Origin of the sequence: Enterococcus florum, assembly GCF_004309355.1 — a bacterium.
Lineage (GTDB): Bacteria > Bacillota > Bacilli > Lactobacillales > Enterococcaceae > Enterococcus_A > Enterococcus_A florum.
Genome location: NZ_BJCC01000016.1, coordinates 49117 through 69199, shown reverse-complemented (window position 1 = coordinate 69199; position 20083 = coordinate 49117). Strand labels below are relative to the sequence as shown.

18 protein-coding genes are annotated in these 20083 nt (G+C 45.3%); 2 read left to right on the top strand and 16 right to left on the bottom strand.

Going from position 1 to position 20083, the window contains the following annotated elements:
• Positions 1-61: 61 nt before the first annotated feature.
• From NRIC_RS19785 to NRIC_RS10995, 8 genes are all read right to left on the bottom strand, one after another.
• On the bottom strand, positions 62-1330 hold the full coding sequence (locus NRIC_RS19785; protein ID WP_307720540.1) for an ATP-binding cassette domain-containing protein: 1269 nt from the start codon (positions 1328-1330) through the stop codon (positions 62-64).
• Positions 1331-1366: 36 nt separating this feature from the next.
• A complete protein-coding gene (locus NRIC_RS19780; RefSeq protein WP_307720539.1) occupies positions 1367-2332 on the bottom strand; it encodes an excinuclease ABC subunit UvrA in 966 nt (321 codons plus the stop codon).
• A gap of 104 nt (positions 2333-2436) precedes the next feature.
• Positions 2437-3405 (bottom strand): dipeptidase, encoded by a 969-nt coding sequence (locus NRIC_RS11020; protein ID WP_146622763.1) that lies wholly within the window; start codon positions 3403-3405, stop codon positions 2437-2439.
• Between the two features lie 63 nt (positions 3406-3468).
• Positions 3469-3714: an acyl carrier protein gene (gene acpP, locus NRIC_RS11015; RefSeq protein WP_146622762.1), complete on the bottom strand. Its 246-nt coding sequence runs from the start codon at positions 3712-3714 to the stop codon at positions 3469-3471.
• A gap of 127 nt (positions 3715-3841) precedes the next feature.
• Positions 3842-4834, bottom strand: a complete 993-nt coding sequence (gene plsX, locus NRIC_RS11010; RefSeq protein WP_146622761.1) for a phosphate acyltransferase PlsX — start codon at positions 4832-4834, stop codon at positions 3842-3844.
• 43 nt (positions 4835-4877) lie between these two features.
• Entirely contained in the window at positions 4878-6911 is a 2034-nt protein-coding gene (recG, locus tag NRIC_RS11005) for an ATP-dependent DNA helicase RecG (protein ID WP_146622760.1), read from the bottom strand.
• Between the two features lie 293 nt (positions 6912-7204).
• The gene (gene fakA / locus NRIC_RS11000) at positions 7205-8887 is read right to left on the bottom strand and encodes a DAK2 domain-containing protein (RefSeq protein ID WP_146622759.1); all 1683 of its coding nucleotides are present in this window, start codon (positions 8885-8887) and stop codon (positions 7205-7207) included.
• Positions 8888-8919: 32 nt separating this feature from the next.
• Positions 8920-9282: an Asp23/Gls24 family envelope stress response protein gene (locus tag NRIC_RS10995; protein ID WP_146622758.1), complete on the bottom strand. Its 363-nt coding sequence runs from the start codon at positions 9280-9282 to the stop codon at positions 8920-8922.
• Positions 9283-9550: 268 nt separating this feature from the next.
• Here NRIC_RS10995 and rpmB point away from each other — a divergent pair, with 268 nt between their 5' ends.
• Together rpmB and NRIC_RS10985 are read left to right on the top strand one after the other, a co-directional pair.
• Positions 9551-9739, top strand: coding sequence for a 50S ribosomal protein L28 (gene rpmB / locus NRIC_RS10990; protein ID WP_010756473.1), 189 nt, complete (start codon positions 9551-9553; stop codon positions 9737-9739).
• 269 nt (positions 9740-10008) lie between these two features.
• A complete protein-coding gene (locus NRIC_RS10985; protein WP_146622757.1) occupies positions 10009-12600 on the top strand; it encodes a YfhO family protein in 2592 nt (863 codons plus the stop codon).
• 95 nt (positions 12601-12695) lie between these two features.
• Here the strand turns inward: NRIC_RS10985 and NRIC_RS10980 are convergent, their stop codons facing one another.
• The 8 genes from NRIC_RS10980 to rplQ form a co-directional block, all read right to left on the bottom strand.
• A complete protein-coding gene (locus NRIC_RS10980) occupies positions 12696-13277 on the bottom strand; it encodes a hypothetical protein (protein ID WP_146622756.1) in 582 nt (193 codons plus the stop codon).
• 38 nt (positions 13278-13315) lie between these two features.
• Positions 13316-14380, bottom strand: a complete 1065-nt coding sequence (locus NRIC_RS10975) for an RnfABCDGE type electron transport complex subunit D (RefSeq protein ID WP_146622755.1) — start codon at positions 14378-14380, stop codon at positions 13316-13318.
• A gap of 4 nt (positions 14381-14384) precedes the next feature.
• Complete coding sequence (gene rsxC, locus NRIC_RS10970) at positions 14385-15725, bottom strand: electron transport complex subunit RsxC (protein ID WP_146622754.1); 1341 nt, start codon at positions 15723-15725, stop codon at positions 14385-14387.
• 323 nt (positions 15726-16048) lie between these two features.
• On the bottom strand, positions 16049-16813 hold the full coding sequence (truA, locus tag NRIC_RS10965) for a tRNA pseudouridine(38-40) synthase TruA (RefSeq protein ID WP_146622753.1): 765 nt from the start codon (positions 16811-16813) through the stop codon (positions 16049-16051).
• Between the two features lie 77 nt (positions 16814-16890).
• Positions 16891-17688 carry an energy-coupling factor transporter transmembrane component T family protein gene (locus tag NRIC_RS10960; protein WP_146622752.1) on the bottom strand — a complete coding sequence of 266 codons (798 nt, stop codon included), beginning with the start codon at positions 17686-17688 and terminating at the stop codon, positions 16891-16893.
• Positions 17678-18547: an energy-coupling factor ABC transporter ATP-binding protein gene (locus NRIC_RS10955; RefSeq protein WP_146622751.1), complete on the bottom strand. Its 870-nt coding sequence runs from the start codon at positions 18545-18547 to the stop codon at positions 17678-17680. The genes NRIC_RS10960 and NRIC_RS10955 overlap by 11 nt, the downstream gene beginning before the upstream one ends.
• Positions 18523-19359, bottom strand: coding sequence for an energy-coupling factor ABC transporter ATP-binding protein (locus NRIC_RS10950; RefSeq protein WP_146622750.1), 837 nt, complete (start codon positions 19357-19359; stop codon positions 18523-18525). Before NRIC_RS10950 ends, NRIC_RS10955 begins: the two co-directional genes overlap by 25 nt.
• Positions 19360-19687: 328 nt before the next feature.
• Positions 19688-20068 (bottom strand): 50S ribosomal protein L17, encoded by a 381-nt coding sequence (gene rplQ / locus NRIC_RS10945; RefSeq protein WP_146622749.1) that lies wholly within the window; start codon positions 20066-20068, stop codon positions 19688-19690.
• Positions 20069-20083: the final 15 nt, after the last annotated feature.

Sequence of the window (20083 nt, the reverse complement as noted above, 5' to 3'; positions counted from 1 at the left end):
TAGGATTTAATTATTTCCTTGTCCTAGATAGGGGTAGCATAGCAATGTCACAGCCTTCTTTTCATGCTTTCTCTAAATACCGTTTCAAATGCTTTCCAGTAAAAGAGTCTTTTATTGTTAGCAAGTCCTCAGGAACACCTTGAAACAGAACCTTTCCACCTTGGCTGCCCCCCTTTGGTCCCATATCGATCAGCCAATCCGCCTGACTAATGATGCCTAGGTTGTGCTCCAAGACGATCAACGTCTTTTGTTGATTGTTCAATTTTTCCAGCAAGCGCTGCAACTGTTTAATGTCGGATTCATGAAGACCGGTACTGGGCTCATCCAAAATGAAGATCGAGGCATCCTGCACGGTAGACGCTAATAGTTTTGCAGCGATCTTCAATCGTTGCCGTTCTCCTCCAGACAAAGTATCTAAGCTTTGACCGATCGTAATATAATCGAGATTCGCTTCACTAAGTGCTGATAATACTTGCTGTACCTCCGGAAGATCGATGAATGATAATCCCTCAGAGACAGTCAGTTGGAGCAGCTGATCAATGGATTTACCTTTCCATTTGGTTGACAGCGCTTCGTCATTGTATCTTTTTCCGCGACACTTCTCGCAGGTCTGCTGAACATCGCCCATATAAGCTAGATCAAACTTTATGTATCCTTTACCATGACAAACCGGGCAGCCCCCTTTGCCGTTGAAGCTGAAAAGTGATGCGGACTTACCGGACAGCTTCGCATAGTTTCGACGAATCACTTGAAATACATCTAGGTAAGTCAACAGATTGGATCGACGACTGCCGCGGATCGGCGATTGATCAAAAACGATTGCTTCAGGATACTTTTCAGTAAATAAAGTCCGCATCAAAGTACTTTTTCCAGATTCTGCGACGCCGCTGACCACTGTCAACGCATTCTTGGGTATCTTGACGGATTGGTTGACAATATTAAATCTGCTGACTTGGTTCAACGAATAAATCTCTGTAAATGCGGCAGTGGTTCGTTTAAGCTGATGTGGTTCTCTGAGGGCCCTTGCCGTAACCGTATCCGATAAAAGAAAATTTTTGTAGCCGCCTTGATAGGTAAGCTTTCCACCGTTAACACCTGCCTTTGGCCCCAGCTCAATCACGTAATCCGCCAGACGAATGATGTCTGGATCATGATCGACTAAAACCAGCGTATTGCCTTTTGCTTTTAACCGATGAAAGATTTCGCTGATCCCTACCAAGTCTTCAGGATGCAATCCGACACTTGGTTCATCAAAAATATAAAGCACGTCTGAGATAGCGCTGTTTAAATGCTTCGTCATTTTCAATCGCTGTGATTCACCACCCGACAATGTACTGGTCTTTCTGCCGATCGTTAAGTAGCCCAGTCAGCCCAGTCCTACAGCCTCCATACTTTCTAGGCGATCCAACAGGTCAGAAATGACGATTTCTACTTCAGGTCGCTGGATCGTCGCTAAAAAACACAACAATTCACTCGCCGACATTCGTACACAATCACCAATCGAATACCCGTCGATTTTAGCAGAGCAAACCAAGGAATTGACCCTTGTGCCGCAACAATCCGTACACTCAATGGTTTTCGTGACTCGTTGAATGTCGTCTTGATAAGTTCTATTGCCCTTTTCCATGACGGTCTTCCTTATTCGAGGAATAACCCCGACATATTCTCCCGTTTTTGGAAACTTCTGGGTAGGATGTGCCGGTTTGTGGCCTTCATCATACAATAAGAGCGCCATTTCCTCAGTTGTAAATTCCTTTAGCGGCTTATCGTTGTCGAAATAGCCCGATTCCGTATAGCGAGTCAAGCGCCAGCCGCCTGGCTGAAAAGTTGGAAAGCAAATGGCCCCTTGATTCAGTGATCGCTCCTTGTCTATCAATGCATCAATGATAAATTCAGTAGTTTCTCCAACCCCTTGGCAAACTTCACACATCCCTTGCGGATGATTGAATGAATAGACCATTGAATAACCGATAAAAGGTGTCGCGATTCGTGAAAACAATAAACGCAGCCCTGTGTAAATATCGGATACTGTCCCGACGGTCGAACGAATGTTGCCGCCGATTTTCTTCTGATCGATGACGATCGAAACAGGCAAGTGGTCGATACGCTCGACAAGCGGCTTTTCATAGTGTGGAAGCATTTGCTGCACATAACTTGAATAGGTATCGTTCAAAAGGCGCTGCGATTCTGCAGCCAAGGTATCAAACACCAATGAAGACTTTCCCGAACCAGATACCCCTACAACCACAGTAATCTTCCCTTTAGGAATCTCAACTGAAATATTTTTTAAATTGTTGTTCTGTGCCCCTTTGATAGAAATAGTCGTATTCATCTCAATCCCTCCATTCTTTTATTATACTGCTTTTCTTCCTATACAAAAAAGCCCTGAGCAAACAAGATTCTACTCTTGCTTACTCAAGGCACCGCTCTAAACAATTAACTAAAACACGTAGTATATAATCGTTCCACATTTCGATAAAAGATTTTTTCGATCTCGTCTGTCGAAAACCCGGCGTCACGTAATCCCTGCTCGATCTTCTCGATGGCGCGAATGTCGGCGAGTTCTTCATTTTCCTCGATGCCATCAAAATCAGAACCTAAGCCAATGCAATCGATGCCGCCCACCGCACGGAAATGTTTGATGTGCTTGACTAGACCAGCAACCAGTGATTGCTGATTGCCTTCAGGCCGAATAAAATCCTCGTAATAATTTATTCCAATCACACCACCGCGTTCAGCGATCTGTTGGATCAGTTCATCCGGCAGATTGCGTGGATGGTGGCAGATCGTACGTGCATTTGAATGGCTGGCGACAAAAGGTTTGGTGGTATGAGCCAAAACATCCCTGACTAATTGATCTGATCCATGAGACACGTCAATGATCATTCCCAGCTCTTCCATTTTTTGCACAATGCGGATGCCTGTCTCCGTCAACCCTTTTTGTTCATTGGACAACGTTTGTGTCTGTTCATCCCAATAGAGCATATTGGGATAGCCTAGTTCATTTTTGAAATTCCAGGTCAGTGTCAGCATTCGAACACCTAGATCGTAGAATTCCTGCAATCGATCCAAACGCCCCTCCAGCGGCGCGCCTTCTTCCATCGTCAACAACGCACTAAGCCGTCCTTTTTGTTGATTCTCTTCAAACTCCTGCATTGTGGTGATTGGCCGAATAAGATCCGCATTCGCAGACAGCTCTCGCTGGTAGCAGGAGATCATTTCACGACATGTTTTATACGGGTCCTCGACTTCATCTAAAGGGACAAACATGGCAAAATTTTGCAGTGTCGTTCCACTGGCCTTCATTTTTAACAAATCAATCTGAAATGCATTCTCTCTCAGTGTCGTTTGAGGGTGCTGATATATTTTTTGGATCGTATCACAGTGCATGTCGATGGCTTTCATAGGTTCCTCCTGTCTTCATTCAGAATGAAAAAACGCAAAACCAGAATGATTTTGCGTTTCTTGTTAAGCTTGCTGATTTTCCATAATGTAATCAACCGCAGCTCCAACAGTTTCAATTTTTTCAGCATCTTCGTCAGAGATCTCTGTACCGAATTCATCTTCCAATTCAAGCACAAATTCCATAATACTGATCGAATCTGCATTTAGATCGTCCTTGATACTCAATTCAGGCGTTACTTTGTCTTTTTCCAATTCAAAGTGGTTCGAGATAATCTCCGCAACCTTGCCGAATACTTCCTCACGAGTCAACAACATTCACCTCCATACTGATCAACATTCATTCACTATTCAAATTACCAGAAGGTCAATGTACATTGTACTGATGTTTCAAAGGTTTGTCTAGCTTTTTCAGCAAATTCCCCCTGTTGCCGATTGGCTATACCTGTTCAAAGAAGGCCACAAGTTGTCCGACAACGTTGGTTTCCAGCATCGTGTGGATCTGCGAGATCGTGTGTGAGACAGCTTCTGGCCCGGTCGATCCGTGGGTTTTGATCACCGGTGCCTTTAGTCCAAACAAGACAGCTCCGCCATGCGAGGAGTAGTCCATTTTGTCCTTCAAGCCATACAACGCATCCTTTAAGAAAAATCCGCCTACTTTGCCTTTCGCTCCAGCTTCGTTGATGCTGCCTTTGATCAATTTCATCAGTCCCATCGCGGTGCCTTCGATGGTCTTCAGCACCGCATTGCCCGTAAAGCCATCGGTTACAACCACATCGGCGGCCCCCGTCAATAATTCACGCGCCTCCACATTGCCGATAAAGTGGATGCTTTTTTCCGCTTTCAGCAGTTGAAAGGCTTCCTTGGTCAACTCGCTGCCTTTGGTTTCTTCGGTCCCATTGTTCAGCAAGCCGACACGGGGATTTGCGATTCCCCGCACATGTTTGGCATAAAAGCTGCCTAACACCGCATATTGGTGCAAATGCTCTGGTTTGTTTTCAGCGTTTGCGCCTAAATCAAGCATGTCAAAGCCTTGATCGCCAGTTAAAACAGGCATCGTCGACATCAAGCCGGGACGTTCGATCCCTTTGATGCGTCCTACCACGAACAGTCCTGCAGCCAATAGTGCTCCGGTATTCCCTGCAGAGAAAATGGCGTCTGCTCGGCCTTCCTTGACTGCCTGGGCCGCCAAAACCATAGAAGCCGTTTTCTTTCGGCGGATCGCTTTGACTGGTTCGTCATCGCTGTTGATTTTTTCATCGGTATGAATAATCGTAATATTGGTTTCATCTGTCAGGTATTGACGGATGGCCTCTTCTTTTCCATATAATTGAAATTCAATGTCTGGGTGGTTCTTTTTCGCAAGCATCACGCCTTCCACGATGGCCTGCGGGGCAAAATCGCCGCCCATTGCATCTACTGCAATTTTCATGAGGATGTTCGCTCCTTCCATTTATCTAGAAATCAGTATAGCATTAATCGAAATAGGTTTCACCCGCTTCAGTCGGCAAAACAACCGCGGCCAATGGAGCAAATTCTGGCAACTCTCGCCAATTGTCCAGCAGCCAAACCTGTTCAGCCTCTTCACGAGCGACTTCTAACACGGTAGCGTCATTGACCAGATCAGCAATCAAAAACTGCGGCAGTCCGGATTGGCGAAATCCAAACACTTCTCCCGGCCCACGCAATTCGAGGTCCTTCTCACTCAGCACGAAGCCGTTCGTGGTTTCTGTCATGATCTTCATACGCTCTTTGCCCATTTCATTTTTGGGACTAGCGACTAAAATACAATAGGAGGCTTCAGAACCTCGACCGACACGTCCGCGCAGCTGGTGGAGCTGAGCGAGACCGAAGCGTTCTGCGTCCATGATAAACATCACGGTCGCATTCGGCACATTCACGCCGACCTCGATCACCGTTGTCGAAACCAGGATCTGGCTCTGATTTTCTTTAAATTCTTCCATAATGGTTTCTTTTTCTTGATTTTTCATGCGACCATGCAGCAGACTGACCTGGTAATCCGGAGCATAAAACTCTTTCAAATGCTCATAAATCTCGGTCGCATTTTTTACATCCAACGCCTCTGATTCTTCGATCAATGGGCAAATCACATAAAGCTGATGCCCGTTTGCCAGCTCCTGCCTGGCCCAATCCAGCGTAGGCTCCAATTGCTTAGGCTTGATCCAACTGGTTTTCACCGGAATCCGACCTGCAGGCATCTCATCGATCACGGAAACATCCATTTCGCCATATGCCGTAATCGCTAACGTTCTGGGAATCGGTGTCGCTGTCATAAACAAGACATCCGGCCGCAAGCCTTTTTCCCGCAATACCTTGCGCTGGTTTACTCCGAACCGATGCTGCTCATCCGTGATAACCAGCCCTAAATTGGAAAACGCAACGTTGTCTTGGATCAACGCATGCGTTCCAACAATCACGTCGATCTCCCCATTGGCCAAGGCTTCCAAAATAACTCGCCGTTCCCGGGCCTTCGTTGATCCAGTTAACAGGGCAGTGCTGACCTCCAGCGGATCAAACAGCTGATTCAGACTCTCCACATGCTGCTGGGCCAAAATCTCCGTAGGCACCATCAATGCGCCTTGAAACCCCGCTGTCATGGTCGCATAAAGAGCAATCGCTGCCACGACTGTTTTCCCGCTGCCTACGTCTCCTTGCAAGAGACGCTGCATGTGTTTTTTGCTGCGCAGGTCGTAACAGATCTCGTTGGTTACCCGCTTTTGAGCGCCAGTCAGTTCAAATGGCAGGCTTTGTGTGAAGCGTTTCAGACGTTCGACATCGTAGCGGATCGCGATCCCATTTTTTTCGCTGCGCTCGCTTTGCTTCAACCCTTGCATCCGCATTTGGAACAAGAAAAATTCTTCAAACACAACACGACGTTTGGCCAACCGATTTTCTTCGGGATTTTTAGGAAAGTGCATGGCCAGCATCGCTTGGGGCCTTGGCATCAACCGATATTTTTGCAGCAGGTAATCAGGAAGATTTTCTGTGATCTCGCGGCCATATTTTTCAAACGCCACCTTGATCAGGTCGATCAGCGTATTTTGCCGTACTGCTTTTGAGACATGGTAGATCGGTGCGAAATCTTCTGGCTGTTTGCCCCCCAGAATTTTCATGCCATTCAATGCTTTGCGCTTGGCATCCCACTTCCCATAAACTGCGATCTCTTCACCTACGACCGCTTTATCTTTCAAATAAGGCTGATTAAAAAAAGAAACGGTAAATACAGCATGGTCCTGCATCATCCGAAATTGCAGTCGACTCTTTTTATAGCCGTATCGGTTCACCACTGGTGCAGATACGACCACCCCTTTTAAGGTCACCTTTTCCTGGTCATTGATCTCCAATAAATTTTTTTCCTGAATGTCTTCATAACGGAAAGGATAGTACCCCAGCAATTGCTCAATCGTAACAATGCCTAATTCTGCCAAATTCTGTGCACGTTTGGGTCCGACTCCTGGCAAGACCGCTACGGACTCTTGTAAAGACATGCTCATTCCTCCTTTCCTACGTTTACCTGAAAAAGCCCCGCAAACCAAGGAAACCTGTTCACGCTCCCTGAACTGTTCCACGTTTCAGAAGAGATGATCAGCCGCAGTCGTTCGCAAAGCTTTTTTATCAAGTCTTTGGTTCATTGAAAAGGCGTTGCAAACTTGTCCGGATTTCGAACTATCCGAATGCGAAGCCGAAGATCAAGTTTCTATTCTTAACTGAAAGAACAAACACTGACCTTTTTTATCTGTTCTTTATTCACAAAAAAGGCCGGATAATCCGACCTTCTTGTTTATTCTGCTGAAAGCAGGTATGGATAAACCGGTTGATTTCCTTCATGGATCTCAACTTCCAGATCAGGGTATTCCGCTTCGATGGCTTGCCCTAATTTGTCCGACTCTGCTTTGGTTCCTTCTTCTCCGTAAATGATCGTGATGATCTCGATCTCTTCGTTGATCATTTGCTTCAAGGTATCTAACGTGGTTTGATAAAGCTCGGATTCAGACAAGACGATCTTTCCATCAATCATGCCTAAATAATCTCCTTCATGGATCTCAACACCGTCAATCGACGTATCGCGGATCGCATGCGTAATCTGTCCACTTTTTACAGAATCCAACAGCTCTGTCATGGCTGATTTATTTTCTTCCAAGGATTGTTCTTCGTTGAACGCCAACATCGCAGTCATTCCTTGAGAAACGGTTTTGCTTGGTACCACAGCGACTGGGACTTCTGCCACTTCAGCTGCTTGATCGGCTGCCATAAAGATATTTTTGTTGTTTGGCAAAATCACGACTTGGTCTGCATTGACCTCCTTGACTGCCTTCAAAATGTCTTCTGTACTTGGATTCATCGTTTGACCGCCGCTGATTACATAAGAAACGCCTAAGCTCTTGAACAGCTCTTTGACACCATCTCCTGCTGCGATCGCAATCACTGCATATGGTTTGCGTGGTGTCGAAGTCCCTTCGAATGCAGAGACTTCTTCATCGTGCTCAAGGATCGTTTCATGCTGCAAACGCATATTGTCGACTTTGATCTTGACTAGAGAGCCAAACTTCTGTCCATAGTTCATGACTTCACCTGGATGTTCTGTGTGGACATGAACTTTGACGATCTCGTCATCGTTGACCACGAGCAGTGAATCTCCCAAGCCGTCTAAATAATTACGGAAGGTGTCATAGTCAAATTGACTATCCACAGTTGGACCTTCACCTAATTGCACCATGATTTCTGTACAATAGCCGAATTTGATATCTTCTGTGGCCATATGTCCTTGAACGCTGCGGTGGTGTTCCGCATTGACCATTTCGTCCATTTCTGCTGGACTTGGTTCATAGCTTTCATCTGCAATAAACTCGCCGTTTAGCGCACTCAAAAAGCCTTCATAGATGAACAACAAGCCTTGACCGCCGCTATCAACGACGCCGACTTCTTTTAAGACCGGCAACATATCCGGTGTTTTGTCCAATGCTCGTTTCGCATAAGTGACCACGGCTTCCATAACCTCGATCACGTCATCCGTTTGTTTTGCTTTGCGGTCGCCAGCCTTGGCTGCCTCTCTTGCTACGGTTAAAATCGTTCCCTCAACAGGCTTCATTACAGCCTTATAAGCCGTTTCCACCCCGTGAACAAACGCTTTTGCCAGTGCTTGCGCGTTTAATGTGACTACATCGGGAATTTCTTTTGAAAATCCGCGAAACAGCTGAGAAAGGATCACTCCGGAATTTCCTCGAGCCCCCATCAAAAGACCTTTTGCCAAAACATTCGCCAATTCACCTACTTTTTCAGAGGTTGAATTCACGACAGCGGTCGCACCGCTGGTCATGGACAGATTCATATTGGTTCCCGTGTCGCCATCTGGTACAGGAAAAACATTCAAAGAATTGACATATTCTGCATTTGCTTGCAATCGTTTAGCGCCAGCCTCTACCATTTCTTGGAATTGACTCGCGCTGATTTCTGTTACCTTCACTTAGATAATCCTCCTTAAGAACACTGCCGAGATTAATCTGGCAGGACACGTACACCTTGTACAAAGACATTCACCGAGTTCGCTTTGACCCCCAGCAATGTTTCAAGGTTGTATTTAACTTTTTCCTGTACGTTGCGGGATACTTCCGAAATTTTAGTACCATAGCTGATGATCGTATAAACGTCCACAGCGATTCCATTTTCTTCTTGCCGCACCACGACACCGCGGGAATAATTTTCTTTTCTCAGTATTTCAGTAATATTGTCTTTGATTTGTTTTTTACTTGCCATGCCGACGATACCGAAAACGTCTGTTACTGCGCCTCCGACGACGGTTGCAATGACATCATTTGAAATTTCGATCATGCCTGTTTGTGTATTGATCTTGACAGCCATTGTTGTTAGCCTCCTTAAATAGGCATAGTTGCCCATTTTTTCTACTATCACATTTTATCACAGCGCCCATACAAATAAAAGAAAGTTCCTTTTAAAACTTCTCTGTCCCTACGACCGACAAGCTAACATTGTTTAATGTACCCGCTAACGCCTCTCTTGTCAATCTTTCGCGTAAAATATACTTGCTTTTTTAATCTAGCTGTGATAAGTTATTTTAGTATGAGCCAAATAAGCGCTCCAACATCAAGGCCAAAGGAGGAAACTACACATGGCAAAAGTTTGCTATTTTACTGGTCGTAAAACAAGCAGTGGAAACAACCGTTCTCACGCAATGAACGCTACAAAACGCACAGTAAAACCTAATTTGCAAAAAGTTCGCGTAATGATCGACGGCAAACCTAAAAAAGTTTGGGTGTCAACTCGTGCTTTGAAATCTGGAAAAGTTGAGCGCGTGTAAATCCATTCGAACAATAACCAAACCGTTCTCGGCGAACGGTTTTTTATTTTGTCCATTTTACTTGCCCCAATGCTGTATCGTTCGTTCCCCTAGTTTCCCCACTGCCTCTTACGAAATCCAAACCCAGCCGTTCAAACGGGTTTGACTTTTTCCATTTTAACTGCGTTAAAACTTTCTTAACGTTTGTTTCGTGTTCTCTTCTTCATTAACTATCGGCTTCTATGGTAAACTTTATATAAGAACTCTTGTAGAAATTTGGTGGTTTATCAATGAAGAAATTTCTTAAAAATAACCGCTGGTACATGCTTGCCAGCTTTTTCATCCCATTGGCTTTAATGGTGATCGCTTATCTGACGCTGGGAATCTATCCAGGATCGGACCGCAGCATCCTTGCCAGCGACGCCTTTTCACAATTTTCCAACTTCCATGCCAGCTTCCGAAATATGTTGTTAGGAAAACAAGGCTTTTTCTATACGTGGAATGCCTCATTGGGTTTGAATTATCTTTCACTGGTTTCCTATTACTTAGGCGGCTTTTTCACTCCGCTGGTGATCTTCTTTCCAAACCAGTACATGCCGGATGCTCTGTACTTTCTTACGCTGCTCAAAATCGGGTCTGCCGGACTGGCTTTCTGGTTTTACGCAAAGGGCAGCTTTCGTCTGCCGGACTGGTCTCGAGTGTCGCTGAGTGTGGCTTATGCCTTAATGTCCTTCACTACGGCACATTCAGAGATCATTATGTGGCTGGACGCGTTCGTTTACCTGCCCTTGGTGATTTTAGGCATCAATCGGCTAATGGATGAGAAGAAGCCGACTGTTTTATTTGTCTCCTATCTAATGCTCTTTTTGACCAGCTTTTATATGGGCTTTATGATTGGTATTTTTTCCGTTCTGTATTTTATGGCACGTATGTTGACCAACTGGAAAATCTACAAGAAAAGCATCCTGCCTTACGGAATCACATCCTTGCTGGCCGGGTTTGCTTCGCTGATTATAATCTTGCCGGCAGTGATCGATCTCAGTACCAACGGGGAAGAACTCAGTAAAATTACCCAATTTAAGACAGAAGCAACCGGTTGGTGGGATTTAGCGGCCAAAAACATGGTCGGCGTCTACGACAACACCAAATATGGATCGATTCCTTTTATTTACATTGGTTTGCTTCCATTGGCACTGTGCCTGTTTTATTTTATCTGCAAAAAAATTCCGTGGAAAAACAAAGTCTTGTACGGGCTCGTCGGGGCTATTCTGGTGGCAAGTTTTTACATCGTCCCAATGAATTTGTTTTGGCATGGCATGCATGCACCGAACATGTTTCTGTTCCGCTATGCGTATCTTTTTTCCTTTCTAGTCATCACTTTAGCTGCTTGGGGCTGGGAAAAACTGGAGCGGAAAAATCTGCTGCAGCTAGTAGCTATATTCCTGCTGCTGATCGCTGTGTTTGCGATTTTCTGGGGAGTTAAGGGCAAGGATTACGACTATATCAAAACGTCCTCCCTTTTTCTGTCTGTGGCTTTTTTGGGATTATATGCCTTTGTCTTTACTGGCGGATATTTCAACAAGGTGCCGCTGAAAACTGTCTCCATTTTATTATTGCTCTTGATGAGCACGGAGGCGTTTGCCAACAGTCATTCCATGCTGAACGGGATTTTAGAGGATTGGAACTATGCTTCTCGCAGCTTGTATACGGATCCTTACCCAAGCATCAAACCTCTGGTGGACCAAACGAAAAAGGACAATGATTTTTTCTATCGCTTGGAAAATCTTGACCCCGTTTCCTCCAATGATGCATTTAATTACGGCTACAGCGGAATCAGTATGTTTTCTTCGATCCGCAACCGTCATTCGTCTGGCTACATGGATCAACTAGGATTTCGTTCACGAGGAACGAGCCTGAATATCCGTTACCCAAACAATACGCTGCTGATGGATGCCTTTACGGGGATCAAGTACAACATTGCCAAAACGAAAAATTTGAATAAATACGGGTTTAGACGAATCGATAGTCATGGAGACTATCAATTGTATGAAAATCTATTCGCTTTGCCTTTGGCGTTCACTGCACCGAAGTCGCTCAAAGACTTGAAGCCTTTGCTTAATGACAACCTAGGCACACAAACTCAGCTGTACAATGCCTTGGCAGGAACGGATTACGAGTACTATACATTCCTGCCAACCGAGCAAATCAGTACAGAGAATGCGACTGTCGAAAACCACGGGAACATCACGACGATCACTGAGGAAAAACACAATGTCGCCAAGGATGTCACCTGGCAGGTGTTCGTTCCAGCCAATACGCAGGCGTATTTCAGTCTTTATCCGACTGATTTTGCGGAGTTGGAAAGCTCGACCGCATCTGTTACGATCGATGGCCAGATTCGCAAGACACAAATCAATATCAATGGACAATATTATGACCTTGGGCATTTTCCTATGGACCGTACCGTTACCTTCACTGCCAGTTTTTATGGCACAAAGTCCGTCAGCTTCCAAGATCCAAAAGTCTTGGCTTTGGACACGATGGCTTATCAAACGGCGACGAAAAAAATTCAAAATAATGGCGTTGAGATGAAGGTCGGCAAACACAGTGCTGCGGGAACAGTGGACTTGGATGAAGACCGAACATTGATCACCACGATTCCTTATGACGAAGGCTGGTCAGCGAAGGTAGATGGTAAAACAGTGCCCATCTCCTCTTTCCAAAATGCGTTTGTCAGTATCGATGTTCCAGAAGGAAAACACCAGATCTCCTTGAGCTACGTGCCAAAAGGTTTTATGGTTGGAGCCATATCCTTTGTGGTTTCGATCCTGCTGTTTCTGCTTTATCTGCGCTTTTTAAGAAAACGCTCAACAACCGAATGACCAAGATGCCTCCAGAATCGCTGTTCTGGGGCATCTTTTTTGCGCAAAAAAACCTAACAGAACATCTTCTCTGCTAGGTTCTCATTTATTCTTTTCTAAAACAAGGCGCCGAAGAAAACCCCATTGAAAAAGGAAAAGCTCAGATACATTAGGAATAAGGTAATTAATCCGATCGGCACTCCTTTTAAAAATTTTGAAATAGGCGCCATTGACATGCGGTCCAAGGCACCGATATACGCAATACTGAACACAAAATACATGCCACCATAAATGACCACGTGGTACATAAAATCCGCCGTTCCGTTTGCATCAATCCGCGAAAACGTCGCTGTACTTAATAAAAAGACCACAGAAACCATCATTTTCTTTAAGTCCACTGTCAAAAACGTTTGCTGCATCGGCGCAAACAAGGTTGCCCCGCTGACCAGCACCGCAATTCCTCCTGCATACACCAGTTCCATCACACTTTCTGTGCCAGGAATCCCGACTTGAGTCACCAGCAGCGCAAACAGCCAGCCAGACACGCAATACGCTAAATAGTTTAACAAGCTGGCATATGCGGTTCTCGCTACAGAACTCGGTCCCTTAGCCGGAACGCTGGTCTGCTTGTATTTTTGTGCACAATAACAGGTAAATAAAATGCACAAAAAGAATACCAATCGATTTGCGATTGTCATTTTTTACTCCTCCTGTTCCATGATTTTGGGCTGACTATCTATTTGTTCCATTTAATATTCAACAGCTGATTGCCTTCTTCTCCGATCACTCGATTGCGCAGAACATAATCGATCAATGGCGTCAAACAGTTCATGATTAAAATACTATAGCTGACCCCTTCTTCAGTGACACCATAATAACGAAACAGCATCACCAGCAATCCGCAGCAAAAAGCGAAAATGTACTCACCTGCTCGCGTTGAGGGTGTAGAGGCATAATCCGTTGCCATAAAGAAGGCTCCAAAGACAGCACCGCCGCCAAAAACATACCCCAAAACGGTGGTCAAATCAGCTGTGAAGAAGTTCTGGCCGTCAAAGACAAACGCGATCACCGCGATCGTTCCCAGCATGGTCAAAGGAATCCGAATATGGATGATCTTCTTCCACAGTAAGATCCCACCACCGATCAAAATCAACAGCGTACTTGTTTCACCAAGCCGGCCGCCAATATTTCCAACAAAAGTATTGAATAATTCTTGTCCTGAAAGATTGCCGCCGCTATTTAAAACGGCTAACGGTGTCGCACTTGTCACTGCATCTGGGACGATTCGATCAAACGGCGGGTTCGGCCAGCTGATTTTGAACATCTCAGTAAAGAACAGACCTACCAACAGAGCACGACCACCCAACGCGGGATTGATGAAGTTGAACCCGATCCCGCCAAAAAATTCTTTTACAACAATGATGGCAAACGCAGAGCCGATGATTGGGAAATACCAAGGCGCTGACGGCGGCATATTCGCAGTAAGCAAAATAGCCGTAACAACTGCACTTAAGTCCCAAGTCAATTCTCGCTTGTTCAATTTGAACCAAAGTACCTCACACAGCTGGGCTGTGGCGATCGCGATGGCATATAAGCCCCACACGCGGAATCCAAATAAATACCCTGCACCCAACACAGAAGGCATTAAAGCGATCACCATCCACATCATGATGTTTCGCGTCGTATTGTCCCCGCGAATGTGCGGATTGGCTTCCGGCGGAGGGAAATTCTTTTGCGCCGCCGCAAACTGCTGGGCGCTTTTTCCAGAGACATGGTCCACTTGTTTTGCATCCTTTTTCATTGTCCTACGCCTCCTGTAATAATTCATTGATCTTGCCAGCAGCCGCCGTAATGTTTCTAGCCAAATCACGTCTGGCCGGACAAACATACGTACACGCCCCGCAATTGATGCAGGCATCCGCTTTTAAATCCTGACACCGCTTATACTCTCCTGCACGATAAAATAAGTCCAGATTCTGCGGCTCTAAACGCATCGGACACACCTCCGCGCAGAGATTGCAGCGAATACATGGGCTTTCTTCATAATATCGTGCATTTTCAGTATTGATGACGACTAGACCGTTACTAGATTTGGTGATCGGTACCTCCAGCGTATCGATGGATTTCCCCATCATTGGACCACCTACAAAGATTTTTCTTGGATCACCCAAGAAGCCTTCGCAAAAATCAATCAGATCACCCGTCAATGTCCCGATCGGACAAGAGACCGTCTGTTTGTTTTGAACATCGCCGGTCACTGTACAAAAGCGATTGATTAAGGGCTCCTGCTGCTCCACTGCGTCTGTTACTGCTGCAGAGGTCGCTACGTTCATTAAATAGGTCCCAGCGTCCACTGGCAGGCCGTCTAAGGCTACCTCGATGCCGAACAGACCTTCTAACAGCTGCTTTTCGCCCCCTTGCGGATAATTCGTATTCACGACTTCGATCGCAATGTCTGAAAAAGCGTGGGCTGCCTTTTTCATTGCCTGAATGGCATCCGGTTTATCATCTTCGATCGCGATAACGATTTTTTTAGCATCCAATATCTTTTGTGCAATGCGAGCGCCTGTTACGATTTTGTCGCTTTCTGTCTGCATCAACAGATTATCCGCTTCCAAGAACGGTTCACACTCTGCACCATTTAATACGACCGTCTCTACTTCGACATCTTCATCAACAGTCAGCTTCACGTGTGTTGGAAAGGTTGCGCCACCCATGCCCACTACTCCGGCTTCAGTGACCCGATCAATCAATTGCTGCTTGTCCATAGACTCGAACGTTTCATTACGCTGACGCTTCTCTCTGACCTCATCGTCCTTTTTTTTGATCACGACTGTTTCAACCTTGTTCCCTGAATTATCCGGCCACTCCAAAATATCAACGACCGTTCCTGATATCGTCGCATGGGTATTGGCACTGACAAAGTCTCCCGCCTTGGCAATCAGATCTCCTGCTCTGACCTGATCACCGACCTCAACAACTAATTCAGGCGGTGCGCCGATATGCTGCTGTGTCGGAATATAGACTCGTTCAGGAATGAATGTGACAACCTCATTTTGCTTGACCTTCCACTTTTCTTTGAATACTTCAGTTGACGGAGCAAAGATGAATCCTCCTGTAAATTTCCCTGACGCTGTACGTTTCATAATTCTCTCCTCCCCTCAGCTCCCCTTAACTTACTGTGCAAAGAGTACTGGAATGTTCGTAGGTTTCTACCCAGTTTCCCAAGATTCACCGAATTTTGACCTATTTTTAAAAGAAATGCTCTTTCTTGATTTCTGCTCAATTATTTTAAAAAAAGACCAATAAATGATTATTATATATCTAGTGTACCAATAGGTGGTTTTATTTATCAAATAATATGTCCTTTTTTCTTCTATTTGACAAAACCGATCTATTTGTATAGAAACTGCCCTCCACATAAATTTTATTTCAAGCCAAAAAAAGATGATGCCCTAAGCACCATCCTCTATTCTTTATTAACTTGTTCTTTGTACCTTACTTCTGCAAGATACAATCCCTCTGGATGCGCCGTTGGGCCAGCTGCATTGCGGTCCTTTTGAGCCAAAACAGCAGGGATGCTGTCTGCCGGCATACGACCATTTCCGATTTTCAACAACGTTCCCACCAAAATTCGGATCATTTTATACAAAAAGCCATTCCCGCGAAAAATGAAGGTCAGCTCTTTGCCATCCGGGCTAACGACCATTTCCGCCTGATAAATCGTTCGCACCTTGTCTTCGATCGATCCCCCTGTTGCACAGAAGGAAGTGAAATCATGTGTCCCTAGTAAATCCGGCAACGCCTCTCGAATCTTATCCAAATCAAGCGGATAAGGATAATACGAAGCATAATGCCGCCGAAAAGGACTGCGAGGTTTCTGAATTTGCACATGAAAATGATACGTCTTTTCCTGAACATCATAACGTGCATGAAAAGTGTCCGGCACGATTTCTACAGCTGAGACCGCTATGTCTTCCGGCGTTTGAGTATCCAAAGCAAAGCGCATTCGTTCGACTGGACGCTCTTGAGGATAATCAAAATGAATCACTTGTCCCAATGCATGGACGCCCGCATCGGTTCGTCCAGAGCCAAAAACCGTGATTGGCTCCCCATTGTTGATGTTTGCCAACGTCTTCTCCAATTCCTCTTGTACGGTACGCCCCTTCGGTTGCCGCTGAAAACCATGAAAATGGGTGCCGTCATAAGCGATGATCGCTTTGTATCTGACCATAATACTGCTCCTTTTAAAACTGAATATCTACCTAGAAAAGAGCGTGATAGAACACTTAAAAAGCGTTCTATCATGCTCTAAGTTCGTAAAACGATCAATCCAATTGTAACGATGACGAACACAACGATCACTCCCGAATCGCGGTTCGACCATTTCAAGATACGGTATTTGCTGCGGCCTTCGCCTCCTCGATACCCACGAGCTTCCATTGCAGTAGCTAAATCCTCCGCACGATTAAAGCTGCTGACAAATAAAGGAATCAACAATGGAACAACCGCCTTGACCTTCTGAATCAAGCTGCCCTCGCCAAAGTCGACTCCTCTAGCTCGCTGTGCATTCATGATCTTTTCTGTTTCGTCCATCAATGTTGGAACAAAACGCAACGCAATCGACAGCATCAAGGCAATTTCGTGCACAGGTACATGCAATACGTGTAATGGACGCAGCAACGATTCGATAGCATCCGACATAGACAGAGGCGGTGTCGTCAACGTCAGCAGAGTTGACATGAAGATGATCAAAATGAACCGGCAAAAGATAAAGAGACCGTTTTGAATGCCATATTCAGACAAACTGAAAACGCCCCATGACCAGTATAACGTTCCCCCTCGAGTAAACAAGATCTGCAGAATCACGGTAAACAAGATCAGCCAGATTAGAGGTCTTACTCCTCGAAAAAAGAAGCGCAAATTGATTTTTGAAAGGAGGATTGCCACAAAGGTGAAGATCCCCAGGCACAAATAACTTTGCCAGTTGTTGGCCAGAAAAATAATTGCAATGAAATAGAAGCTGGCAACCAGTTTCGCTCGCGGGTCTAGACGATGAATAATCGAATCCCCAGGAATATAGCGGCCGAAAATCAGTTTATTCATCATACGCCACACCTCCAGACTGCTGAAGGATCCAATCAGCCAATTCTTCCTCGGTTAAAGGCAATTGCTCAAAACGAGCCCCTTTGGCTTGCATTTTTTCTGCGAACTCACTGGCCGCTGGAACTCCCAGCTGCTTTTCCTTCAGCCAGTCCACGTCTTGAAACACATCCTGCGGCGAACCATGGCGAACCACGTTTCCCTTTTCCAAAACATAAACATAGTCAGCAAAATTCGCTACATCATCCATCAAATGTGTCACTAAGACGATCGTCATCTTTTTTTCTTTGTGCAATCGCCAGAAAATCTCCATCATTTCTTTTCGTCCAGCAGGATCCAGTCCAGCTGTCGGTTCATCTAAAACCAATACCTCCGGCTCCATCGCCAAAACACCTGCAATGGCAACTCGACGCATCTGTCCACCAGACAGCTCAAACGGCGAGCGCTCTAAAAAGCTATCATCCAAGCCGACCAATTCCAGCTTCTCCTTCGCCAAGCCTAGCGCTTCTTCTTGACTGACACCGAAATTCTGAGGCCCAAAAGCAATGTCCTTCGCTACTGTTTCTTCAAACAACTGTGCCTCAGGAAATTGAAAAACGATCCCAACCTTCTTGCGGATCGGTTTTAGATTTTTATTGTCTGTCTCTGGGGTGATCGTGCGGTCCCCGATCAAGACTTTTCCGCCAGTCGGCTTCAGAAGTGCATTGAGGTGCTGCAGCAACGTCGACTTTCCGCTGCCTGTATGACCAACCAAAGCGGTATAAGATCCTTCTTTGATCGTTAAATCAACAGCGTACAGCGCGCGCTGTTCAAAAGGTGTGTCGGGTTGATAAACAAAATTTACTTGCTCAAAACGGATGTCCATAACCAATCCATCATCCCTTCTTCATCCAAATAGCGCTCCGGCACCTTCACACCTCGCGCTTTTAATGCTGTCTTCAGCTTTTCAGGGAACGGCAGATCCAATCCTAAAGAAACCAATTCAGGCCCTGCAGAAAATATTTCCTCCGGTGTTCCTTCTTGGTACAACCGTCCTTCTTTCATGACCAATATACGGTTGGCGCTAGCAGCCTCGTCAATGTCATGAGTGATAGAGATCACTGTCAGATTGTTTTCTTCTTTGATTTTGCGAATCGTTGCAATCACGTCTTCGCGCCCCTCTGGATCGAGCATACTTGTCGCCTCATCCAAAATAATGATATCCGGACGCAACGCGACCACGCCGGCAATCGCGACTCGCTGCTTTTGTCCACCAGAAAGCCGTGCAGGTTCTCGCGTTGCAAAGTTGGTCATTTTTACCTGCTCCAGTGCATGGGTCACTCGTTTTTGCATTTCACTGCGTTCGATCCCCTGATTTTCCAGTCCAAAAGCCACATCGTCTTCGACCGTCGCTCCAACGAATTGATTGTCAGGATTTTGGAACACCATGCCAACCATTTTACGCACGTCCCAAACCGTTTCTTCTGACAACTGTTTCCCGCCAACGGTGACACTACCTTCTTGCGGCATTTGAAGGCCATTAATGGTCTTTGCTAGCGTGGATTTCCCGGAACCATTATGTCCGACGATCGCGATCCATTCACCTTTATTGATTGTAAGAGAAACATCCGTCAAAGCATTCGGAGAATCTTCTTGATAACTAAATTGAATGTGATTAATTTCAATTATTGGCTCCATAACAGCACCCTTCATTTATTTCGTCATTCCGTCCTTTTTCGGACGACCAGTAAAGCCTATTTACCTTAAGAGATATTATACTTCAAATCAAAAGACTGACAACTATCTCTTCTGCTGATTTTCAAGATCCTCTTTTTGAGTCCAACGATTTCTTAAAATGCTTTTTAATACCGTGATGTCTTGACAGGAATTCAGGGTATAAAAAAACACTTTATGATGAGTGCCTGCTTCCCAGATAATCTGGGAAGCGGCGCTGAGCTAGACTCGGAGATTGCTCTCCAACATCATAACACTCTAAAAGAATCATCTATAAAGTGAAGAGTGATTATTAAACAAGTTCTAAAACGACCATAGGGGCGTTATCGCCACGACGAGGTTCAGTTTTCAAGATACGAGTGTATCCACCTTGACGTTCAGCGTAACGAGGTGCGATGTCATTGAAAAGCTTCTGCAAAGCAGAATCGCTAACGATTTCATCATTTACTTCACGAACACCAGCCAATTCATTACGTACAAAGCTTGCAGCTTGGCGACGTGCATGAAGATCCCCGCGTTTTCCTAGAGTAATCATCTTTTCAGCTGTAGAACGAACTTCTTTCGCACGAGCTTCAGTCGTAACGATACGTTCGTTGATAATTAAGTCAGTTGTTAAGTCACGCAACATCGCTTTACGTTGGCTAGATGTGCGTCCTAATTTACGGTAACTCACGTAGGTTTCCCTCCT

Bases quoted from the DNA above. Each gene is read 5' to 3' on its own strand.
- NRIC_RS19780 (WP_307720539.1), bottom strand. From the start codon at position 2,332: ATGAATACGACTATTTCTATCAAAGGGGCACAGAACAACAATTTAAAA.
- NRIC_RS11020 (WP_146622763.1), bottom strand. From the start codon at position 3,405: ATGAAAGCCATCGACATGCACTGTGATACGATCCAAAAAATATATCAG.
- plsX (WP_146622761.1), bottom strand. From the start codon at position 4,834: ATGAAAATTGCAGTAGATGCAATGGGCGGCGATTTTGCCCCGCAGGCC.
- recG (WP_146622760.1), bottom strand. From the start codon at position 6,911: ATGTCTTTACAAGAGTCCGTAGCGGTCTTGCCAGGAGTCGGACCCAAA.
- NRIC_RS10995 (WP_146622758.1), bottom strand. From the start codon at position 9,282: ATGGCTGTCAAGATCAATACACAAACAGGCATGATCGAAATTTCAAAT.
- rpmB (WP_010756473.1), top strand. From the start codon at position 9,551: ATGGCAAAAGTTTGCTATTTTACTGGTCGTAAAACAAGCAGTGGAAAC.
- NRIC_RS10985 (WP_146622757.1), top strand. From the start codon at position 10,009: ATGAAGAAATTTCTTAAAAATAACCGCTGGTACATGCTTGCCAGCTTT.
- NRIC_RS10980 (WP_146622756.1), bottom strand. From the start codon at position 13,277: ATGACAATCGCAAATCGATTGGTATTCTTTTTGTGCATTTTATTTACC.
- NRIC_RS10975 (WP_146622755.1), bottom strand. From the start codon at position 14,380: ATGAAAAAGGATGCAAAACAAGTGGACCATGTCTCTGGAAAAAGCGCC.
- rsxC (WP_146622754.1), bottom strand. From the start codon at position 15,725: ATGAAACGTACAGCGTCAGGGAAATTTACAGGAGGATTCATCTTTGCT.
- truA (WP_146622753.1), bottom strand. From the start codon at position 16,813: ATGGTCAGATACAAAGCGATCATCGCTTATGACGGCACCCATTTTCAT.
- NRIC_RS10960 (WP_146622752.1), bottom strand. From the start codon at position 17,688: ATGATGAATAAACTGATTTTCGGCCGCTATATTCCTGGGGATTCGATT.
- NRIC_RS10955 (WP_146622751.1), bottom strand. From the start codon at position 18,547: ATGGACATCCGTTTTGAGCAAGTAAATTTTGTTTATCAACCCGACACA.
- NRIC_RS10950 (WP_146622750.1), bottom strand. From the start codon at position 19,359: ATGGAGCCAATAATTGAAATTAATCACATTCAATTTAGTTATCAAGAA.